This is a genomic window from Halomonas sp. SL18_1 (genome assembly GCF_055755715.1).
This window is the reverse complement of record NZ_JBVTRK010000001.1, coordinates 1,869,980-1,886,986: the sequence shown is the minus strand read 5'-3', so window position 1 is coordinate 1,886,986 and position 17,007 is coordinate 1,869,980. Positions and strand designations below refer to the sequence as shown.

Genomic DNA, 17,007 nt, shown 5'->3' with positions numbered 1-17,007 from the left:
CCGTCACCCACTCCCATAACCACAGCCGACAAGAAAGGTTCACAAACAGCAATCTCCGCCACGCCTCTGCCACCCAGCGACGCCGGCAGCTGACGCCGGGTCACCGTGTCGGCGCTTCATCCCACACCAGGTTCTCGGCGACCTGCACCAGCACCCGTGGCGGCAGCTCCCCCATGACCACCAGCTGTACCTGCCCCTCTTCCAGTGCCAGGTGGCGCACCACGGCCAGCGAGATCCCGAGCCGATGCAGACCGGGAATCAGCCGCTCGCCGCCCTCATCAAGGGGCTCAACAAACAGACTCAGCGTAGAGAGACCGTCGCTATAGATGCGATGCCCGACCCGGTCACTGTGCCGACGGCTGCGGGTATCGACGGGCTGGGCGATGAAGCCGTCGGGAAGCCAGCCAGGCTGCCAAGGCAGCGAGGGAGGCTCGCGGTGGGAATCGAGCACCACGCTACCTTCATAGAGTCGCGGCTGCTCGAGCTCCGTCAACTGGAAGGTTTCCACCACCCTACCCTGCTCGTCGATCAGCTCCTGCTTCATCGGCAGCGCGGTCTGCCGATCGACCCAGAGCCGATGACCGAAGCGCAGGTGGTCCAAGGGTTCGATGTCCAGACGCACCACTCGCCGGCTGGCGATACGCTCCTCACCCCCAGGGTGATCCGGTAGTGCTGATCGAGGTGACGGGCGATCCCTTCGGGAGAGGCGGGCACTTCAGCGTCGCCGTCGGACCAGCTCAGCCGCCCGATGCGCCCGCGCCGTTCGAACACCACCGCCGGCCCATCGAGAAAGCGAGCCACTTCACGCTCGACACCGTCCTGAATATCGTGGGAAAGCGCCAGGGTGCGAACGCCGTCGATGCCGATTCGCACGGCGCGAGCCTGAAAAACGTAGCAGTGGTTGGCCCACAGGCTGCGCTCGAACCACTCCTGGGCCGACGTCGGCGCCGCCCAATCGGCGAGCTGGTGACAGTCGAAGCGCTCCTCCTCGGCTGCCGCCGCCTGCTCGACAACTGCCGTGGCAGCCAGCAACAGCATCAGGCACGGCAGCACCAGGCGCCACCCTGTGTGCCGGACAACCATCAGCGCTGCCCCAGTGTCTCGCTACCGGACGCCCGCAGCAGCGGCATCCAGGCATCGCCGCTAGGATAGGCCGCGCCCTCGGCATGGCGGTCAAGGTAGGACTGCAGCAGCCGCGCCTGCTCCTGGTCGGCACGCAACGACTGGCGCGGGTTAGGCGCCATGAAGAGCGGTCCCTCGACGCCGGCGCCGACCGGCATGATACCGGAGGCACTCCCCCCTGCGGGGAACAGCGGTAGGCCGGATGCGGCCAGCTGGCCGCCGCCGGAGGCCGGGGAAGCGGGAGCGCGCTGGTCCGTCACCGGAGCCGAAGAGGCCTCGCCACCGCTCGCCACTTCGGCCGGCGCATCGCCAAAATAGCCGCTGCCGTTGTAGAACTGCACGCCGGTGATCACCATCAGCGACACGGCCGCCGCGATACCGGCGCTGCGGGCGAGAGACGGGGCACGAGCCGTCGGGCGCTTGCCCGCCTCGGCTACCGGCACCGGTTCGTCCTCGAGGCGCGCTAGAATGCCGGCAGAGAGATCCGTGCTGACATCGACGTCATGATCCCGTCGCATCAGGCTGCGCATCAGATGATAGCGCCGCCAGGCGTCCGCCGCGTCGGGATCGTCTTCCAGCGACTTAAGCACCCGACGCAGCTCGAGATCATCACCTTCGTTGTCCATCAGGGCAGAAAGCGATTCCCGTGCGTTCTGACTCATTTCTTTACACCCTCTACTCTCAAGGCGCCCGCCTTGCATTCAATGTAATCCCGGCATTCCCCGCTGCGGCTAGGTTATGGTGGCAATGCCGGCACACTCCTGAAACATCGGTCACAGCTTCAGACGCCAACGGCGCGTGACAGTTCAGCGCCCAGGCGAAAACCTTGCTTAGCTCCCCTCCTCGGTCACCGACTCGCGAGTACGGTGGGTGGTCACCAGGGGCTGAATGTGCTGGTCGACCGCCTCGCGGGCCCGAAAGATCCGCGAGCGGACGGTGCCGACCGGGCACTGCATGATATTGGCGATATCCTCGTAGGAGAGGCCATCGAGCTCGCGCAGCGTGATCGCCGTGCGCAGGTCATCGGGCAGCTTCTCGATGGCCTCGAACACCGCCGCCTCGAGCTGGTCTCGGGCAATGGCGGCCTCGGGCGTCTCGATGTCGGCTAGCCGCCCGCTATGATCGACCACCTCGGCATCGACGATATCGAGGTCGCTGCCGGGGGGCGGCGCCCTCTGGAAACCAGGTGGTTCTTGGCGGTATTGATGGCGATGCGATACATCCAGGTATAGAAGGCGCTTTCCGCGCGAAACTTACCCAGCGCCCGATAGGCCTTGATGAACGCCTCCTGGGCCACATCCTGGACCTCGGCATGGTCCTGCACATAGCGTCCGATCAGGCCAATGATCTTGTGCTGATACTTCCGGACCAGCAGATCGAACGCACGGCTATCGCCCTGCTGAGCACGCTCGACGAGCTGCTGATCGGTTTCCCGGTTGCCCATTCACACCCTCCCCGACCGGGAGAACCCCTGATGAATGGCGGGCATATGAAATGTCAAAACGGTGTCTGAATGCATGGTGTCAACCTGGTGCCCATCGGCAGCTGATATCCCTGGAAAGTCGAAGACCTGTCGAAGACGGGTCAGTGTTCCTGTTTCTTGGCCGCGCATCAAGCCGGCTGCCACGCACGCCGGTGCCCGCGATGGGACAGGATGCACCGCACGCGGGTTCCCGAGGCAATTGATTTTTTCCCAGCCACGGGGTGATAGTAGAATACCTTTCTTGCCTTCAACGCTTCACGACACAGGTACCACAATGTCCGATCAGCAGGTCAGCAACCTCAATGTTCTCTCCCAGGACGTCCTGATCACCCCCGAGACGCTCAAGCAGGAAATTCCGCTGAGCGAAGAGGCGGAACGCACCGTCATCGAAGGACGCCGGACCATCCAGAACATCCTCGACGGCTCCGACCCGCGCCTGCTGGTGGTGATCGGGCCTTGCTCCATTCATGACGTGGATGCTGCCCTGGACTATGCACGCCGCCTGCGACGCCTGGCCGATGAGGTCAAGGATAGTTTATTCGTGGTGATGCGGGTCTACTTCGAGAAGCCCCGTACCACCGTAGGCTGGAAGGGGCTGATCAACGACCCTCACCTCAACGGCTCATTCGAGATCGAGGAGGGCCTGCACATCGCCCGCCGGCTGCTGGTGGAACTCTCCGAGCTGGGCCTGCCGCTGGCCACCGAAGCGCTGGACCCGATCTCACCCCAGTACCTGCAGGACTGCATCAGCTGGTCGGCCATCGGCGCGCGTACCACCGAATCCCAGACCCACCGCGAGATGTCATCGGGCCTCTCCAGTCCCGTGGGCTTCAAGAACGGCACCGACGGCAGCCTGGACGTGGCGATCAACGCCCTGCAGTCCGTCTCGCACCCGCACAACTTCCTGGGCATCAACCAAAGCGGCCAGGTGGCGATCATCCGCACCCGCGGCAACCGCTATGCCCACGTGGTGCTGCGCGGCGGCAACGGCAAGCCCAACTACGACAGCGTCAGCGTGGCGCTGGCCGAGCAGGAGCTGCGCAAGGCGGGCGTCCAGGCCAACATCATGATCGACTGCTCCCACGCCAACTCCAACAAGGACCCGGGCCTGCAGCCGCTGGTGATGGAGAACGTCACCAACCAGATCCTGGAAGGCAATCGCTCAATCATGGGCCTGATGGTGGAGTCCAATATCGGCTGGGGCAACCAGAAGATCACCGACGACCACAGCCAGATGCAGTACGGGGTCTCGGTGACCGACGCCTGTATCGACTGGGACACCACCGAAGAGGCCATGAAGCGCATGGCCCAGAAGCTCGCCACCGTGCTGCCCGAGCGTACGGCGTGATCCCTCGCCACCGCCAATAAGGCAGCGGGCCCGCCATCGGCGGGCCCGCTGCGTTGGCTCTCCGGCAGCCCCCTACCCGGCGCCGTCGATCTCCCGCACGAAAGGCGGCAGGGCATCGAGCAGGGCCCGGCCGTAGCGGCGGGTCAGCACGCGACGATCGAGCAGGGTGATGCGCCCTCTGTCGGCCTCCTTGCGAATCAGCCGACCGCAGGCCTGCACCAGCTTGATCGAGGCGTCCGGCACGCTGATGCGCATGAAGGGATCGCCCCCTGGCTCTCGATCCACTCGGCCAGGGTCGCCCCCACCGGGTCGTCGGGCACCGCAAACGGCAGCCGGGTGATCACCACGTGGGTCAGGTAGTCGCCGGGCAGATCGATGCCCTCGGCGAAACTGGCCAGCCCGAAGATGATGCTGCCCTCCCCCTCGTCCACCCGACTCCGATGCCGCTCGATCAGCTCGCGCTTGGGCAGCCGATCCTGGGCCAGCACCCGCTGGCGGCGCTGCGGCGACAGCGCCTTTTCTACGCCGCGCAGCTGCGCCCGGGACGAGAACAGCATCAGCACCGCTTCGTCATCGCCGAGCGACTCGACGAAGTCGACGATGGCACGCTCGTGGGCGTCGCGGTCGGCAGGATCACAGGCCTCGCGGGGGACGCTGAGCACCGCCCGGGAGTAGTCGAAGGGACTGGGCAGGCGCTGGTAGCGATAGCGATTGGCCAGGCCGGCACGCTCCTGCAGCCGTTCGAAGCGCCCCAGCGCTGTCAAGGTGGCCGAGGTCACCACGGCGCCGTAGCAGCTTCCCCACAGGGTCTTGGCAAGCGTCGGCGCCGCCGAGACCGGGCTGGCGGCGAAGGTCAGCTCCGCCTCCCCACCGATCCGCTCCAGCGTCAGCCAGCGGGCCCGCGGCGCCTCGCCTCCCGGATCCGGCTCGGCATAGGCCTGCCAGAGGGCGTGGGCCTCCAGGGCCCTGCCGTGAAGCAGCGCCATCAGCGGCAGCCAGGCCTCGGCCTGCTCGCGGTCGAGGCCGGTGTGCTTGTCGGGGTCGAGGCTCTCGCGCAGGATATCGCTCATCGACTCAAGGGTCCGCGACAGCTCGGCGAACCCCACCAGTAGGGTCGCGGCGTGGTCCCGCAGCGCCTCCGGCACCTGCCCCATCGCGAAGCGGTGCTGGCGACTCTCCTCGTCGCTGGCCAGCCCCTGGGGGCGACCGGCCAGCTGGTGCCCCAGGGCAAAGGCCTCGCCCAGTCGCGGCTCCAGCGCGGCGATGGCGTCCGGTAGCCCGGCCAACAGGCGTGCCAGGGTGGGCTGCACCGCCAGCGCCTGGTTCAGCTCGGTCAGCGACTTCTTGAGGCTGCCCAGCCAGCGCAGCGCGGCCCCCACGCCGACGCGGTGGGTAAAGTGGTTGAGGGCCTTGTCGGGCAGGTGGTGCCCCTCATCGAAGACGTAGATGCAGTCCCCGGAGGCGGCAGTACGACCCCACCGCCCAGGGAGAGGTCGGCCAGCACCAGGTCGTGATTGGCGACGATGATGTCGGCGCTCTCCAGATCGCGCCTGGCGCGAAAGAAGGCGCAGGCGGCGAAATGGCCGCAGCGGCGATTGGTGCACTGACGATGATCGATGGTCAGGCGCCGCCAGTCGCTGTCGGCGACGGTCTGGGGCCAGCTTTCGCGATCTCCCTCCCAGCGACCGCTGCCATAGGCCTCGGCCATCTCGGTGATCAGCGCCTTGAAATCCGCCCCGGCCTCCTGGCCCAGGCTCTGCTCGAAGAGCGAGAGGGTAGGATTGCCGGCCACGCCGTCCAGCGCCTGTTCGAGGCGCGCCACGCAGAGGTAGCGGCCGCGCCCCTTGGCCAGGGCATAGGAAAAGTCCAGGCCGCTATGCGCCTTGAGCGACGGCAGGTCCTGGTGCAGCACCTGCTCCTGCAGGGCCACGGTGGCGGTGGCGATCACCAGCCGCTTGCCCCGCGCCTTGGCCACCGGCAGCGCCGCCAGCAGATAGGCCAGGGTCTTGCCGGTGCCGGTGCCCGCCTCGAGCACGCAGATATGCTCGTCGGAGAGCCGCTTGCCCGCCTCGTCAGCCTCGATGGCGCTGAGGGTTCGGGCGATCTCGGCGATCATCAGCCGCTGACCGTAGCGCGGGGTGAGGTCGAGCCCCTCCAGCACGCGACGGTAGGCGGCCTGTATCTCGCCCTTGAGGGCCTCGTCAAGCATAAGCGTCCAAGCTGTAAGCCTTAAGCCGTAAGCTGTAAGAGAAACACATCCCAGCAGAGCCCAACCTGGCTGAATAAGCGGATACACCGAGGCTGCAAGCCCTTTAACTTAAGGCTTACAGCTTATAGCTGCCGTTAGAGCAGTCCTTCGGGCGGGTGCTCGCAGGGCAGCTTGTCGTTGATGTAGCGCTCGATCTCCGGCAGCGAGAAGGCGTCCTCCTCGCCCACGAAGCTGATCGATACCCCGGCGGCCCCGGCCCGGCCCGTACGACCGATACGGTGCACGTAATCCTCCGGGTCTTCCGGCAGGGTGTAGTTGATCACGTGGCTGACATCCTCGATATGGATGCCGCGGCCGGCCACGTCGGTGGCCACCAGCACCTGGATCTCCCCCTCGCGGAAGCGCTCCAGGGTCCTGATGCGCTGCGCCTGGGGCACGTCACCGGAGAGCATGGCGGCGTTGATCCCGGCCTTCTTCAGCAGCTCGTCGAGCTTGCGCACCAGGTCGCGGCGATTGCCGAAGACCATGACCCGATCGAAGCTCTCCTGCTGGAGCAGCTTCACCAGCAGGCGCTGCTTGTCATCATCGCTGACCAGGTAGACCCGCTGATCGATATTGGCGCTGTTCTCCACCGTGACCTCGATCTCGACGTGGGTCGGCTGATGGGTCCACTGGCTGGCCAGGTTGAGGATGTCCTGGGAGAAGGTCGCCGAGAACAGGAAGGTCTGGCGCTCTTCCTTCTTGGGCGTGTGGCGGATGATACGCTTGACGTCGGGAATGAAGCCCATCGACAGCATGCGATCCGCCTCGTCAAGCACCAGCACCTCGACCTGGGTCAGGTCGACGTCGCGCTTCTCGTGGAAATCCAGCAGCCGCCCGGGGGTGGCCACCAGGATATCCAGCTTCTTGCCCAGGTTGTCGCGCTGCTTCTGGTAGTCCATGCCGCCGACCACGCTGGCCACGTTGAGATCGGTAAAGCGCGCCAGGGCCTTGGCGTCCTTCTCGATCTGCAGCGCCAGCTCGCGGGTCGGGGCCACGATCAGTGCCCGCGGGGCCCCCGGCTTCTGACCGTCTGGCGCCTCCTCCTCGAGGAAGTAGGCCAGGATCGAGATCAGAAAGGCGGCCGTCTTGCCGGTGCCGGTCTGCGCCTTGCCCACCACGTCGCCACCCAGCAGGGTGTGGGTCAGCGCCTCCGCCTGGATCGGGGTGCAGTACTCGAACCCCAGGGCGTGAATGGCCCGCATCAGCGGCAGCGGCAGGTCAAAGTCGTGAAAGCGCCACTTGCCCGCCTCGACAGGCACCTGAAACTGGCGCAGGTCCCAGTTCGACTGGCGGCGACGCGGTTTGCGGCGACGACGCTTGGGCTTGCGGTTCTGGGCCGGGGCTGTGGTCTGTTCCGACTCGCTCATAGGCTGTATGTCTGTCCGTAGCAGTGGATGGGAAGCCTCGTTCAGTCGGGCATTGTAACAGCCTCCGGCGACGAGGGCGCGCCTGCCGCATCGGGCTGGTAGAATAGCGGCCCATCCACCTTTCCATACGAGGGAGTTCGGCCGATGACACGCCGCAAGAAGACCCGTTCGCTGGCCGACAAGGTGACGATTCGCACCGGCCGGCGCAAGGATTACAAGCAGTGGCGCCACGAGAATCCCGACCAGGTAACCTCGTCGCGCCGCTTCACCCAGAAGAAGCGCCAGCAGCGCAAGCTGCAGGCCGCACGCAAGCAGGCCCGCCAGGAAGAGGGGCAGTCGATCGCCATCCATCCCGAGGGGTCACGGTCCGATTCCGAGGGGAGCCAGGAGTGATGCGCCTCGTCTCGTTCAACATCAACGGCCTTCGCGCTCGACTGCACCAGCTCGAGGCGCTGACCCAGCGCCACCGACCGGCGGTGATCGGCCTGCAGGAAACCAAGGTCCAGGACAGCGAGTTCCCCCGGGAGGCGGTCGAGGCGCTGGGCTACCGGGTCATCTTCCACGGCCAGAAGGGCCACTACGGGGTGGCGCTGATGGTCGATACCGCCCAGTGCGGCGAACCCGAGGCGGTCTACTACGGTTTTCCCGACGATGCCAAGACGGCCCAGCGACGCATGATCGGCGTGCGCCTGCGCGGCGGCGACGACCGCCCGCTGACCGTATGGAACGGCTACTTTCCCCAGGGCGAGAACGTGGCTCATCCCACCAAATTTCCCCACAAGCGGGCGTTCTACGCCCAGTTGGGGCGCCTGCTGCAGGAGTCGCACCGGCCGAACGAGAACCTGGCGGTGATGGGCGATTTCAATATCTCCCCCGAGGATCGCGATATCGGCATCGGGGAGGCCAACCGCAGGCGCTGGCTGCGGGAGGGCAAGACCAGCTTCCAGCCGGAAGAGCGCGAATGGCTCGAGGGCATCAAGGCCTGGGGGCTGGTCGACAGCTACCGGCTACGCTACCCGGAGGTCGACGACCGCTTCAGCTGGTTCGACTACCGCTCAAAGGGCTTCGACCGCGACCCCAAGCGGGGGCTGCGCATCGACTATATCCTGGTCAGCGAACCGCTGGCGGCCAAGGTGCGCGACGCGGGGATCGACTACGACCTGCGCGGCATGGAGAAGCCCTCCGACCACGCCCCGGTGTGGACCGAGCTGGCCCCCTGAGCCCGCAACGCCATCGCAATAGCTGAAGCCGCGTGCGGCCACCTCAAGGGTGGCCGCGCTTTGCAGGCGCCATTCACAGTGTGTGCATTACCTCATAACGCTCCAGGCGGTCTTCAGGTAGGCATCCCCGTTGACCCTGACGCCGTCGATATCGCCGGTTTCAGAAGCCACATGCACCGCCTCTAGCGTATCGGCAAGGGCTGCCAGATCGGTGTGAAGCTTCTCCAGCGCTACCTCCAGGGTATAGGTCAACTCATGGACGGCATTGAGGTCGTCCATACTCAGGGTTTCCTGCTCCAGAATCGCAGCCAGATGGACATTGTGCGTGGTGAAGTTGTCCACCGCCTGCACCAGTGTCTCCGAGGGCAAGGCTTCAAAATGATCAATACGCGATTCATCATGTGCCAATGTGAAAGGCGCAACAACCAAAAGGCCCGAGAAGGCCATAGCGATCAGCGGCTTATGCATATGTAATCCTCTACGATTCGTTGAGTGTCTCAGCAAGGGCAAGCAACAACCCATGACTATTCAGCCGCTTTAACGCTAGCAACGAACACCAGGAATGTAAACGATTATCACTACCAAATGAAGATTCAAGGGATCTGGGTCAAGTCCTGGGTGCTTTCATCGCAAGGCGCTCGGCATGGATTCGACCGGCCGCATCGCCGCAAGCCATGGCTCGGCCTGCTCGGCCCCCAGCGCTTGCGCGGTCTCCAGGGCCGTGACGGCAAGCTCGTCTCGCCCCCAGCCATGGGCCAGCTGGCCCAGGCGCAGCCAATCCTCGGCGGCCTGAGTGCGCTGCGCCAGCGCCTGCCAGGCGGCCAGCGCCCGGTCGCGATCCCGGGCGGCCTGCCAAGCCTCGGCCAGCAGCCGGCGGTGGGCCAGGCTGTCGTCAAGCGCCTGCTGCGCCAGGGCGTTATGAAGATACTCCGCCGCCCGAGCCGGCGTTCCCGCCGCCAGGTGCAGCTCGATGCGCTGCAACAGGTCCGCCTCGCCTCCCAGCACGCCCAGACGCCAGCCGGCCTCCCACAGCGCCGCGGCACGCCTGGGCTCCCCCAGACGCTGCGCCAGGGCAGCGGCCTGACGCCAGGCCTGCGGGTCTGAGGTGGCCTCCAGGCCCGCTTCCAGCCGGGATAAGGCGTCGTTCCCGCGCCCCACCCGCTGATAGACGGCAGCGGCCAGCGCCTGACGCCTGGCAGCCGGCGAGTCGTCCACCTCCAGCGCTCGGTCGATCCAGCGCGACGCTTCTTGCCAGCGCTCGAGCTCGGCCAGCGCACGCGCCAGCCGCCAGCGATCGTCGGCGCTGCCCGGATAGCGCTGATGCCACTCCAGTAGCAGCGCCACCGCCTGCTGCGTCTGCCCGGCCGATAGCCGCAGCCTCGCCTCCTCATTCAACCAGTGGTCGTGTTCTCGCTGGGGAACCTCTTGAACACGACGGGCCTGGGCCAAATGCTCCGCCGCCGCCTCGCGGCGGCCGGCTGCGGCCTCGGCACCGGCCGCCAGCTGGCGGTACAGTGCGCTGGCCCAGCGGTCGGCGGCGTTGCCGCTCTCCAGGCGCCGAGCCTGGGAGCCGGCATGCGCTGCTAGCGCCTCGTCTCCCTGCTGCAGTCGCTGCTGAGAGCGCTCCAGGTCGGCGATGATATCGCCGGGCAGCGCCGGCGGGTCGGCCACCAGCGGGCCGGCCGACAGCAGCCAGGCAGCGGCCAAGAGCCACAAGGCTAAGCGTCGCTTCATGATCTCACCTCAGCTGAAATTCCAGGCGCTGGCGCGCCCGACGCACACCAGAGGCAGGCTCGAACTGCCAGCGCGCCACGGCCTGCTCGGCGGCCGAGTCGAAGACGTTGCGCGGCTGCGACTCGACCACGCGAATCGACGAGCGATCGACGCTGCCGTCGGGGCGAATCAGGAACTGCAGTTCGACATGCCCCTCCAGGCCTCGCCGCTGGGCACGCGACGGATACTCCGGTGGCACCCGGCTGGTCGGGGCGATCTGGCCGACATCCACCGGCCCCGTCTCGGCAGGCGCCGCCGACTCGCGGGTCGCCCCCTCCTGTGCCGCGGTGGGTGATGGGCTCGGCGCAGGGGCCGGAGACGGCTCGGGTGCCGGTTCCGGCGTCGGCTCGGGCGCCGGTTCCGGCGGCGGCTCGGGCGCCGGTTCCGGCGGCGGCTCAGGCTGAACCTCGACAAGCTCGGGAAGGCGGCTATCGAGCTCCAGCGGCTCCGGCGGCTCCGGTGGCAGCTCGGGTTCCGGCATGGCAATGGGGCTCTCCCGCGGCGGCAGGGGCTCCGGCGGTGGCGGCGGGCTGGCTTCGACCGGCGGCGGCGGCTCGGCGGTGGGCTCGGCAACCTCTTCCGGGACCGGCTCGGGCGCCTCGACCAAGTTCATCGACATGCTGACATCGATCACATCGAACTCCTCCTCTGGCGGCGCCACCAGCAGCGCCAACAGCCAGAACAGCAGCAGCGCCAGCCCGACACCCCCCAGCGACGAGAGCGGCAAGCGGGTCACGAGCGACTCCGGCTGGCGGCCACCGCCACCTGATCCACGCCGGCCTCGCGAATGCGATCCATCACTTCGATCAGCAGCCCGGTGGTGGACTCGCGATCGGCCTGGACCACCACGGAGCCCTCACCGCTGACCATATCGGCGACCTTGCCGCCTACCCGGTGCAGATCCACCGGCTGACCGTCCACCCAGACCGCCCCCTCCGGCGTGATGGCCACCATCACCTGAGCATCCGGCTGGGGACTGGTGGCGCTCGACTCCGGACGCTGGATCTCGACCCCGCTCTCCTTGATGAAGCTGGTGGTCACGATAAAGAAGATCAGCATGATGAAGACCACGTCCAGCATCGGCGTCAGGTTGACCTCGCCGGCCTCACCGACGTCACTACCGTTGCGGCGTCTACGCATGGGATTCCTCCACGGCACGGGCCAGGCGGTCATGCAGCCGCTGATCCTCACGCCGAATGATGTGCTCCAGACGACTGGTAAAGAGTAGCCCCACCACTGCCACTGCCATGCCGGTCAGGGTCGGCAGGGTGGCCCGCGCCACGCCATCCGCCATGGAGCGGGCCTGGCCGGTGTCGCTCAGCGATAGGCTGTCGAAGACGGCGATCATGCCGGTGACCGTGCCCAGCAGCCCCAGCAGGGGACAGAGCGCCACCAGCAGCTTGAGCCAGGGCAGCGGCCGGCGCAGCCGGGCGATAAGCGCCCGGGTCCAGGCCTCGCGCAGGGTCAGGGCACTCCAGCTGACATGGTCGGGACGCGCCGCCCAGCGATCGATCAGCTGGCGGCGGGCGCGGCGATAGGTGATACGGAAGTACCAGACCCGCTCCAGCGCCAGGCTGAACAGGAGCATCGCCACCAGTGCGATGACCACCAGGATCGCCCCGCCCGCCTCGACCAGGCGCTCCAGGGGCTCAAGCCAGAGCGGCATCACGGGCCTCGCTCCCCAGGGGTGCCATGGACGGCGCTGAACGCCGCTCGAGCGCTTCGGCCAGGGCCGCACTGGCCTGGCCTTCCATCCGTCCGGCCAGATGGCGGCTGCGGCCGGCCAGCGCCGTATGGGCAAACAGCAGCGGCACAGCGATAATCAGCCCCAGCACGGTGGTCACCAGCGCCTGGCTGATGCCGCCGGCCATCAGCTGCGGGTCACCGGTGCCGAACACGGTGATGGCCTGGAAGGTGACGATCATCCCGGTGACGGTGCCCAGCAGCCCCAGCAGCGGCGCAATCGCGGCCAACAGTTTGACCAGTGGCTGACCGCGCTCCAGCCGCGGCAGCTCCGCCAGCACGGCTTCGTCGAGGCGCGCTTCCAGCGCTTCGGGCATCGGGTTGTCTTTCAGCGAGCGAAAACGCAGCAGTACCCGGCCCAGCGGATTGTCATCCCGCAGCCGGCCAAGATCGCGCACCTGGCGGCGCATGGTCAGGCTGACGCGCAGCAGATAGGCGTACTGAAGCAGCGCCACCAGCAGCCCGAGGCCGCCCAGCGCCACCACCACATAGCCGACGGCCCCGCCCTGGTGGAAGCGTTCGACCAGCGAAGGCCGCTGCGCCAGGGCCGCCAGTAGCTGGCCCCGTGTCGGATCCAGGGCCAATCGTTCGGTTTCGCCGGCGTGAAACGCGGCCAGATCGCCCGCCACCTCGCGAGGCGTGCGCTCCGCCACCGACAGCGTCTGGTCATCAGCCCCCTGGCGCAGCAGCTCGCCGCGGGTGAAGGCCGCCATATCGCCCAGGCGTATCACCTCGCGGGACTGGATCTCACCGTCGGCGCCGGCGACCGGCGCCTCGAAGCGGGCCGCGCGAGCCGTCTCGGCGGTCAACGCCATCAGGCTGTCGGCCAGGGCCTCGAGATGCGCCAGCTCCAGAACCTCGGCATCATCCAGCCGCGGCGGAAGCTCGGTACCGGCAACGGTAAGCCAGCTGTCGCTCAAGCCATCCCGCAGTTCGCCGCTGTGTCGAGCCAGCACCGCGAGCAGGGCGGTCAGATCATCGCCCTGCTCGGCTTGGCGGGCGTCGAGCTCGGCCTGACGTTCGCCCAAGGCCTGGGCCTCGGCCTGCAGCTCGGCATGACGAGATTCGGTCTCTGCATGGGCGGCCCGCGCCTCTTCGAGGGCCGCCTCCAGGGCGTTGCGATCCTCGAGCAGCGCGGCCAGCCGCTCGCGGTCACGGTTCTCGGCGGCTTCGCGCTCGGCGCGCAGTGTCGTCAGCGCCTCGGATTCCGCCTGGGCCATGACCGGCACCGCCAAGAGGGCGGTGATCAACACAGCGATCAAGGGGGTCAGCGCTCTCATGCGTCACCCTCCCCGGCACGTTCCAGCGGCTGCGAGATGGGCAGCGTCAGCAGTTCCGGGGCGCGCTGATCGCGGGCGATACGCAGCCCACTGCGCACCTGGCGACGCGATGCCTCGTCCAGGGGCTGCCATTCTCGCTCGTCGGCCCGCCAGACACCGCCCTGGCGTCCATCGGGGGTCAGATAGTAGAAGCCGACGCGCCCCAGGCGGAGATAATCCACCTCACGCCGCCGGTCGCCCTCATCGAGATAGCCACGCCAGACGTCCAGTTCGCGCCCGTAGTCCAGCTCGGCTCGCCAGGCAGCCAGGATGCGTTCCAGGCGATCGACCTCGGACAGGTCGGGGTCGACAAGGTCAGCCTCCAGGCCGTCGACCCGTGCACGACGCTCACCGACCAGGAAGGGCAGGTCCTGGTCGACCCACCCGGCAAGTCGCATGATCAGGCCTTCCTGAAGCACCGGCAGGGCATCACGGGTCTGTGCCAGGGTGACGAGCGCCGCCTCGCGGCGATCCAACGCCTCGGCCTGGCGCTCCAGGCGGACCACCACCGCCTCACTCTCGCGAGCCAACCGGCGCTCGTTGCGCTCCAGCTCGCGCAGTTCGTCTAGCATCGCGCGCGCGTCATCGTCAGCGGCATCGATCCGCTCCTGTAGCTCGGCCTGGCTGTGCTGCGCTTCTCTGGCTTGCTGATGCAGCTCCGGGCTGGCTAACGCAGAAACGGCCACCCCCAGCCAGATAAAAGCCCCCCAGAAGCATGGTTGGCGAAACGATCTCACGTACTTTCTCCCGGCTAAAACTCGGTAAACAGGCGATAGCGCCCGGTGGACATGCCGGAACAATGCCATAAATGATAACAGTTATCAATGACAGCTGGCGAATCACCACGCCTCCGAAATCCCTGAGTTCACTACGTTCCAGGGTGACCGGCGTAAAAGGACTTATTATCTATTGATAAATGAAAATGCGAAATGTTATTATTTATATTCCTAGAATGAACTGAGACGACGCGACATCCCAACCGCAAGCAAGGGAATGCTCCCATGACCCACAAGACATCTATCGCCTGGCTGGCACCGGCGATACTCGGCTCCACCCTGCCCGGACTGACCTTTGCCCAGGCTACTGACGAAGCCGCCACTTCTTCCGATCTCTCCCCGGTAGTGGTGACAGCTACCCGCAACCGCAGCCAGGCCGGCGAAACGCCCCAGAAGGTCACCGTCATCACCCGCGAGCAGATCGAGCAGCAGTTGGCGATCACCCAGGATCCCGGCCAGGTGCTCAGCAACCTGATTCCCTCCTACTCACCCAGCCGCCAGAAGCTCAACAACACCGGCGAGACCTTCCGCGGTCGTTCGCCCCTGTTCATGATCGACGGCGTGCCCCAGTCCAATCCACTGCGCGACAGCGGCAGGGACAGCTACACCATCGACCTCTCCATGGTCGAGCGCATCGAAGTCATCCACGGCGCCAGCGCCGAGCATGGCCTGGGTGCCACTGGCGGCATCATCAACTACGTCACCAAGCGCCCCGACGCCGGTGAGCTCAATCAGCACGTCGGAATCAGCCTGACCAGCGACGACGACTTCGAGTCTGAGGGCTTCGGCCACAAGCTGGACTACCGCATCAGCGGCCAGAGCGGCGACTGGGACTACCTGGCAGCCGCCAGCCGCCAAAAGCGCGGCGTCTTCTACGACGGCAACGACGAGATCGTCGGCATGGCCTACCATGGCGAGATCCAGAACTCCACCAGCTACGATCTCTTCGGCAAGCTCGGCTACTGGCTCGACGACGACCAGAACCTCGAGCTCTCCCTCAACCATTTCGAACTGGAGGGCAACAACGACTATGAGTCGGTGGCCGGCGACCGCGCCGCCGGCATCGCCACCACCGCGCGCAAGGGCAACCCGGATGGCGAGCCCGGCTACAACGAGGCCACCACGGCACGGCTTTCCTATTACCATGCCGACTGGTTCGGCAACGAGCTGGATGCCCAGGTCTACCGCCAGCGCTTCCGCGCCCAATTTGGTACCACCGGCCTCGGCTCCTTCCCCTTCCAGGACGAGAATGGCGAGACGCGGTTCGACCAGACCCGCAACGAGTCCGACAAGCTGGGCGCCAAGTTCACTCTCTCCCACGCCGGCCTGCTCGACGACCGCCTCAAGCTGACCAGCGGCCTCGACCTGCTGCAGGACGACACCCGCCAGCAACTGGTGAAGACCGGTCGCAACTATGTGCCGGAGAGCCGGTTCCGCAACGCGGCAGCCTTCCTGCAGGGCTCGCTGCAAGTGACCGAGCCACTGACGCTACATGCCGGCGTCCGCTATGAGCACGCTCAGCTCGATGTCGATACTTATCAGACCATCTCCCGCAGCGACGTCAGGCAGGATGGGGTAACGGTGGAAGGCGGCAAGCCGAGTTTCGACGAGACGCTATACAACATAGGTCTAGTCTATCAGGTCACCGACTGGGCCCAGCTGTTCGCCAACTACTCCGAAGGCTTCGGCATGCCTGACGTGGGCCGTGTGCTGCGCGGCGTCAATACTCCCGACCAGGACGTCGACGACCTGATCGACCTCTCCCCCATCGTCACCGACAACCGCGAGATCGGCGCCCGCTTCGACTGGGACCGCTACGGCCTCGAGCTGAGCTACTACGAGTCGAATTCCGACCTCGGCCAGCGAATCCAGCCCGATGACCAGGGCAACTACCGGGTTCAGCGGGAGAAGACCGAGATCCAGGGCTTCGAGGTCACCGGGGAGGCCCGCGTGAGCGACGCCCACCAGCTGCGGCTCTCCTATACCCGCACCGAGGGCAAATCCGACACCGACGGCGACGGCAGCGTCGATACCAAGCTGACGGGTCGGACCTCGCCCCGGATACCCTCAAGCTGGCCTGGAGCGCGGCCTGGAACGACAAGCTGTCCAGCCACCTGCAGGCCAGCTACTACCGCGATCGCAGCTTCGACGACCCGGAGCTCGAGTTCGACGGCTACACCCTGGTCGACACCTCCCTGGCCTACCAGCTACCCGTGGGCCGCGCCACCTTCGGCATCGAGAACCTCACCGACAAGGACTACTTCACCTACTACTCGCAGTCGTTCCCCCAATCGCCTGTGCTTGAGGACGATCTGTACTTCAAGGGTCGGGGACGCACCTTCACCCTGGGCTACCAGCTCGACTTCTAAGCGTCTTCGAGGGCCTTCGCCCTTCCCAGACTAGCTCGCTGCTTGGCGGCGCCCCATCGGGCGCCGCTTTTTCAGGCTTATCGCCCTCCTCGAGAGGATCCCCGGAAAGTGCGGCTCGGATGTCCAGCCCCGATGGCACCGTCGCCCTGCCCTGGCTGCAATTGATAACGTTTTGCATTTAAGTCTGAGCCATGGCATCATCCTGCCCCATGACGCATTTCACGCAGGCGCATCGC

14 protein-coding genes and 3 pseudogenes are annotated in these 17,007 nt (G+C 66.5%); 4 read left to right on the top strand and 13 right to left on the bottom strand.

Translation table 11 applies throughout. The features are described from left to right. Positions 1 to 100 precede the first annotated feature (100 nt). From ACSJDS_RS09515 to rpoE, 4 genes and pseudogenes are all read right to left on the bottom strand, one after another. Positions 101 to 622, bottom strand: coding sequence for a MucB/RseB C-terminal domain-containing protein (locus ACSJDS_RS09515; RefSeq protein ID WP_473033051.1), 522 nt, complete (start codon positions 620 to 622; stop codon positions 101 to 103). Further along, the gene (locus ACSJDS_RS09510; protein WP_473033050.1) at positions 541 to 1,053 is read right to left on the bottom strand and encodes a LolA-like protein; all 513 of its coding nucleotides are present in this window, start codon (positions 1,051 to 1,053) and stop codon (positions 541 to 543) included. Before ACSJDS_RS09510 ends, ACSJDS_RS09515 begins: the two co-directional genes overlap by 82 nt. Positions 1,054 to 1,082: 29 nt before the next feature. Next, complete coding sequence (locus ACSJDS_RS09505; protein ID WP_473033049.1) at positions 1,083 to 1,784, bottom strand: sigma-E factor negative regulatory protein; 702 nt, start codon at positions 1,782 to 1,784, stop codon at positions 1,083 to 1,085. Positions 1,785 to 1,952: 168 nt separating this feature from the next. Further along, positions 1,953 to 2,566 (bottom strand): annotated as a pseudogene (gene rpoE, locus ACSJDS_RS09500) (RNA polymerase sigma factor RpoE). Between the two features lie 313 nt (positions 2,567 to 2,879). Between rpoE and ACSJDS_RS09495 the strand changes: the two are divergent. Beyond that, positions 2,880 to 3,953 carry a 3-deoxy-7-phosphoheptulonate synthase gene (locus tag ACSJDS_RS09495; RefSeq protein ID WP_473033048.1) on the top strand — a complete coding sequence of 358 codons (1,074 nt, stop codon included), beginning with the start codon at positions 2,880 to 2,882 and terminating at the stop codon, positions 3,951 to 3,953. A gap of 72 nt (positions 3,954 to 4,025) precedes the next feature. Here ACSJDS_RS09495 and dinG read toward each other — a convergent pair. Together dinG and rhlB are read right to left on the bottom strand one after the other, a co-directional pair. After that, positions 4,026 to 6,162, bottom strand: a pseudogene (gene dinG / locus ACSJDS_RS09490) (ATP-dependent DNA helicase DinG). A gap of 134 nt (positions 6,163 to 6,296) precedes the next feature. Next, positions 6,297 to 7,571 (bottom strand): ATP-dependent RNA helicase RhlB, encoded by a 1,275-nt coding sequence (rhlB, locus tag ACSJDS_RS09485; RefSeq protein WP_473033047.1) that lies wholly within the window; start codon positions 7,569 to 7,571, stop codon positions 6,297 to 6,299. Positions 7,572 to 7,715: 144 nt separating this feature from the next. On the opposite strand from rhlB, the gene ACSJDS_RS09480 reads away from it, so the two are divergent. Beyond that, on the top strand, positions 7,716 to 7,964 hold the full coding sequence (locus ACSJDS_RS09480) for a hypothetical protein (protein ID WP_473033046.1): 249 nt from the start codon (positions 7,716 to 7,718) through the stop codon (positions 7,962 to 7,964). After that, entirely contained in the window at positions 7,964 to 8,791 is an 828-nt protein-coding gene (gene xthA, locus ACSJDS_RS09475; RefSeq protein ID WP_473033045.1) for an exodeoxyribonuclease III, read from the top strand. The genes ACSJDS_RS09480 and xthA overlap by 1 nt, the downstream gene beginning before the upstream one ends. Positions 8,792 to 8,878: 87 nt before the next feature. On the opposite strand, the gene ACSJDS_RS09470 is transcribed toward xthA, so the two are convergent. The 7 genes from ACSJDS_RS09470 to ACSJDS_RS09440 all read right to left on the bottom strand — a co-directional run bounded on the left by ACSJDS_RS09470 (position 8,879) and on the right by ACSJDS_RS09440 (position 14,363). Beyond that, positions 8,879 to 9,259: a DUF6746 family protein gene (locus ACSJDS_RS09470; protein ID WP_473033044.1), complete on the bottom strand. Its 381-nt coding sequence runs from the start codon at positions 9,257 to 9,259 to the stop codon at positions 8,879 to 8,881. A 156-nt stretch (positions 9,260 to 9,415) separates the two neighbouring features. Then, positions 9,416 to 10,525 carry a tetratricopeptide repeat protein gene (locus tag ACSJDS_RS09465; protein WP_473033043.1) on the bottom strand — a complete coding sequence of 370 codons (1,110 nt, stop codon included), beginning with the start codon at positions 10,523 to 10,525 and terminating at the stop codon, positions 9,416 to 9,418. Positions 10,526 to 10,529: 4 nt separating this feature from the next. Next, positions 10,530 to 11,300 (bottom strand): energy transducer TonB, encoded by a 771-nt coding sequence (locus ACSJDS_RS09460; protein WP_473033042.1) that lies wholly within the window; start codon positions 11,298 to 11,300, stop codon positions 10,530 to 10,532. Further along, a complete protein-coding gene (locus ACSJDS_RS09455; RefSeq protein ID WP_473033041.1) occupies positions 11,297 to 11,704 on the bottom strand; it encodes an ExbD/TolR family protein in 408 nt (135 codons plus the stop codon). The genes ACSJDS_RS09460 and ACSJDS_RS09455 overlap by 4 nt, the downstream gene beginning before the upstream one ends. Beyond that, positions 11,697 to 12,230, bottom strand: a complete 534-nt coding sequence (locus ACSJDS_RS09450) for a MotA/TolQ/ExbB proton channel family protein (RefSeq protein ID WP_473033040.1) — start codon at positions 12,228 to 12,230, stop codon at positions 11,697 to 11,699. The genes ACSJDS_RS09455 and ACSJDS_RS09450 overlap by 8 nt, the downstream gene beginning before the upstream one ends. Beyond that, the gene (locus tag ACSJDS_RS09445; RefSeq protein WP_473033039.1) at positions 12,214 to 13,587 is read right to left on the bottom strand and encodes a MotA/TolQ/ExbB proton channel family protein; all 1,374 of its coding nucleotides are present in this window, start codon (positions 13,585 to 13,587) and stop codon (positions 12,214 to 12,216) included. Before ACSJDS_RS09445 ends, ACSJDS_RS09450 begins: the two co-directional genes overlap by 17 nt. After that, positions 13,584 to 14,363, bottom strand: a complete 780-nt coding sequence (locus ACSJDS_RS09440) for a DUF3450 domain-containing protein (RefSeq protein WP_473033038.1) — start codon at positions 14,361 to 14,363, stop codon at positions 13,584 to 13,586. Before ACSJDS_RS09440 ends, ACSJDS_RS09445 begins: the two co-directional genes overlap by 4 nt. Before the next feature lie 264 nt (positions 14,364 to 14,627). Between ACSJDS_RS09440 and ACSJDS_RS09435 the strand changes: the two are divergent. After that, positions 14,628 to 16,771, top strand: a pseudogene (locus ACSJDS_RS09435) (TonB-dependent receptor). Positions 16,772 to 17,007 lie beyond the last annotated feature (236 nt).